Raw genomic sequence first — 3475 nt, 5'->3', positions numbered from 1 at the left:
ATTTTATTGAAATTTGAAAAAGCCATGAAACTATTAGCATTAATAAGCGTCGGATTAGTAGCTACATATTATTATCGGAATATAAAAACAAAGCCCAACTCTACAAAAAAAGAGGAAAAAATACTTGAAAATACGAATACCAATTAAATTATCCAGCGTTAAATTTTTGATCTATAAGAATCTTGAGAATATTATGAATAATGGCATTTATTTTCTTTCATTTAAAAGCCAAGATAAAGATTTTGGCACCGGATTATTAATAGTAGATAACGATAAAATTTATGGTGGAGATTCGTTTTATTCGTACAAAGGTACCCTTGAATCCAATATACTAATTATAAATCTTTTTAAACATACGGCTACATCGCATTTGTTTTTTGGAAGTCATGATAAAATAAAGCTAAATTTGATATGCCACTCTGAATTGGGTGGATATCTACTAACTGGAAATGTTGAGAATTTACAAACAGTCCAACTAGTGGTTCATGCTAAATTTATTGGTCAATTACCCTAGTTTGAAGTATTCCCATATAAAATAATAGAAGCTCTCGCAATGAGGGCTTCTTCTATTACGGATTAAAAACACTTTTTCTTTCGCACGACGATTCACAATATCCTGCAACACTTTCCTAACGCCTTTATTCCATACGGTGAACTGATCAGATGCACCTTTATAATCATCTGTATTGAGCTTCTTGTGGCAAACCCCATTTTTATGTTTAAACATTGAATCCTATATGTTTTCCTGTTGGCAGTTCTACGTCAATACGAAGCTTGCAGCCCATTGCTTCGACGTACTTCTTCATTGTCGAAATTTTTAAGTCATTACCACGATTTTCAAGGGCAGAAAGAGATGGTTGTTTAATTCCTAAAGTCGCAGCGAGTTCTTTCTGAGATATTTCTAGCTCTTCACGAATAAGATAAAGTTGATTTTCTAGAAGTAACTCATCAGCCATTTTTTGAATACGAGCTTGGCTCTCTGGAGAGCGGCTAGCTAATAGTTCTTGCAAGGTTTTAGCCATCAAATTTTTCTCCTAAAGTTAAGAGATGAAGTTCGTCTTGCTGATCTGCAATTGTCAGCATCTCTGTATAAAAACGCTTTTTACCACTTTTGTCACCAATACAAAGCACTATAGCTTGTCGTAATGGGTCAAACGCAAAAAATGCTCTTAGTGGCTTACCTCGATGTTGAACACGTAGTTCTTTCATATTGGTAAATTTAGAGTCATAAACGGTATCTACTAAGGGACGACCTAAACTCGGTCCTTTCTGTTGTAGCACAACTAAAGCAGCTAAGACTTTTTCTTGAGTTGATTCATCTTGTTTTTCAAGCCATTCATTAAACAGATCCGTTGTAATGACTGTCCACATATCATAACCATAATATAGATTATAGTCTATATTTTAGATCTGTTTGCACTATTTTGCAAATATAGATAGAAAATTACATGATGATAGATAGTGCTCAAAAAGCGAATTTCGAATAACAGCCATTATGTTAAATGAGGCGGATTTATTTAATCCGCTTACCATTTTTATCGATGATTATTTCACCATCCTCTTTGATAAAAGCTCCTAATTGAGGCGCAGACAAAATATCTAAAACGAGTTCAGATGGTCTACAGAGTTTTACGCCTAACTCAGTCACTACAAATGGACGATTAATTAAAATTGGATACTCAAGCATAAAATTAATGAGCTGTTCATTTGTCCAGTGCTGCTGATCCAAGTTGTGAGCTTCAAAAGGTTCCACGTTTTTGCGAATAGCTTCACGTACAGAGAGACCTGATTTCTCAATTAAATTAATGAGTTCACTTTTACTTGGAGGGTTGAGAAGATACTCAATAATTTCGGGTTCTTCTCCGGTATTTCGAATTAGCGCCAGTGTATTTCTTGATGTTCCGCACGCTGGATTATGATAGATCTTAACTTTTGATGACATTGGACTTACTCAGGACTTTATAATATTGCATTTATATATGGATATGCGTATATTCGCAATAGCATATATAAGAGTATAGATTATGGATCAAGCAGATTTCTTTAAATGCCTATCTGACCCGACACGTCTAGATATTTTAAAAATTATTTTAGAAAGACAAAATGTATGTGTTTGTGAAATCACAGAGGTATTACAACTGAGCCAACCTAAAATTTCTCGTCATTTGGCTTTACTCCGTAACCTTTCAATTTTGCTAGATGAGCGCAAAGGACAATGGGTGTACTACCGATTAAATCCTGATTTACCAGAATGGGTAAATGCAGTTCTCAATGTTTTAAATGATGAAGTACTGAATAAACCTGCGAGCAACTTATCTATCTCTATGCAATGCGAGTAATTCAATGTCCGCATCAAAGCTCTCGTTCTTAGATCGAAACCTAACTCTATGGATTTTCATTGCCATGGCATTAGGCGTAGGTATTGGGGTGTTTTTCCCCCAAACATCTGTTGTATTAGATCAATTAAGCATTAATTCAGTGAATATCCCTATCGCAATAGGGCTTATTTTGATGATGTATCCCCCACTTGCCAAAGTTGACTATGCAACCTTGCCTAAAGTCTTTGAGGACAAGCGAACCCTTACATTATCTCTTGTTCAAAACTGGATCATTGCACCTTGCTTAATGTTTGCTTTGGCAATCATTTTTCTGCACGCCTATCCTGAATATATGACTGGCCTAATTCTCATAGGCTTAGCTCGATGTATTGCGATGGTCCTCGTCTGGAATGGTCTGGCATGTGGGGATAATCAATATGTTGCTGCCTTGGTTGCGTTTAACAGTATCTTCCAGATCTTGTTCTTTAGTACTTATGCTTGGTTGTTCTTGACCTTCTTACCGCCATTCTTTGGGGTAGAAGCACAAATCATTGATGTAAGCTTTTGGACCATTACCCATGCTGTTCTGGTTTATCTAGGTATTCCATTCTTACTTGGTTTTTTAACCCGGCTGATTTTAGTCAAACAGAAAGGTTTGGATTGGTATCAAACTAAGTTTATTCCAAAGATTAGCCCAATCAGCCTTATTGCGCTTTTATTCACGATTGTAGCCATGTTCAGTCTTAAAGGTGGTGAAGTGATTAGCCTTCCTCTAGACGTGCTTAGAATCGCTATTCCTTTGACGATCTATTTTGTTGCAATGTTCTTCATCAGCTTCTTTATGAGTAAGTGGATGGGCAACGATTACCCTAAAACGACTGCTATTTCCTTTACTGCGGCAGGCAACAATTTTGAATTAGCACTGGCTGTAGCGATTGCCACTTTTGGATTAGCTTCACCTGTAGCTTTCACAACCGTGATTGGACCGCTTGTTGAAGTGCCTGTATTGATTGCCTTAGTGACAGTTTCGCTATGGCTTAGGAAAAAAGTTTTTAAAGAGGTATGAATCTAATGAACTTACTGAACCGTACCGGGTTTGTCGGAGACTTTTTATTTAAGTTAGGCCACCTGACCTAACGGGTTAATCTTATCATAGT

6 protein-coding genes are annotated in these 3475 nt (G+C 36.4%); 3 read left to right on the top strand and 3 right to left on the bottom strand.

The window, feature by feature from the left end:
- The first annotated feature begins 193 nt into the window (after window positions 1-193).
- Window positions 194-514: a GrlR family regulatory protein gene (locus Q0017_RS13515; RefSeq protein WP_298147923.1), complete on the top strand. Its 321-nt coding sequence runs from the start codon at window positions 194-196 to the stop codon at window positions 512-514.
- Between the two features lie 205 nt (window positions 515-719).
- On the opposite strand, the gene Q0017_RS13510 is transcribed toward Q0017_RS13515, so the two are convergent.
- The 3 genes from Q0017_RS13510 to arsC all read right to left on the bottom strand — a co-directional run bounded on the left by Q0017_RS13510 (window position 720) and on the right by arsC (window position 1942).
- Window positions 720-1022: a helix-turn-helix domain-containing protein gene (locus tag Q0017_RS13510; protein ID WP_298147919.1), complete on the bottom strand. Its 303-nt coding sequence runs from the start codon at window positions 1020-1022 to the stop codon at window positions 720-722.
- The gene (locus Q0017_RS13505; protein ID WP_298147916.1) at window positions 1015-1371 is read right to left on the bottom strand and encodes a type II toxin-antitoxin system RelE/ParE family toxin; all 357 of its coding nucleotides are present in this window, start codon (window positions 1369-1371) and stop codon (window positions 1015-1017) included. The genes Q0017_RS13510 and Q0017_RS13505 overlap by 8 nt, the downstream gene beginning before the upstream one ends.
- A gap of 142 nt (window positions 1372-1513) precedes the next feature.
- Complete coding sequence (gene arsC, locus Q0017_RS13500; RefSeq protein ID WP_180000548.1) at window positions 1514-1942, bottom strand: arsenate reductase (glutaredoxin); 429 nt, start codon at window positions 1940-1942, stop codon at window positions 1514-1516.
- An 82-nt stretch (window positions 1943-2024) separates the two neighbouring features.
- Between arsC and Q0017_RS13495 the strand changes: the two genes are divergently transcribed.
- Entirely contained in the window at window positions 2025-2339 is a 315-nt protein-coding gene (locus Q0017_RS13495) for a metalloregulator ArsR/SmtB family transcription factor (RefSeq protein ID WP_298147877.1), read from the top strand.
- 4 nt (window positions 2340-2343) lie between these two features.
- On the top strand, window positions 2344-3384 hold the full coding sequence (gene arsB / locus Q0017_RS13490; protein ID WP_298147874.1) for an ACR3 family arsenite efflux transporter: 1041 nt from the start codon (window positions 2344-2346) through the stop codon (window positions 3382-3384).
- The last annotated feature ends 91 nt before the right edge of the window (window positions 3385-3475 follow it).

It is taken from the genome of uncultured Acinetobacter sp. (assembly GCF_947624825.1).
Lineage (GTDB): Bacteria > Pseudomonadota > Gammaproteobacteria > Pseudomonadales > Moraxellaceae > Acinetobacter.
This window is presented reverse-complemented; position numbering and strand designations above follow the sequence as displayed.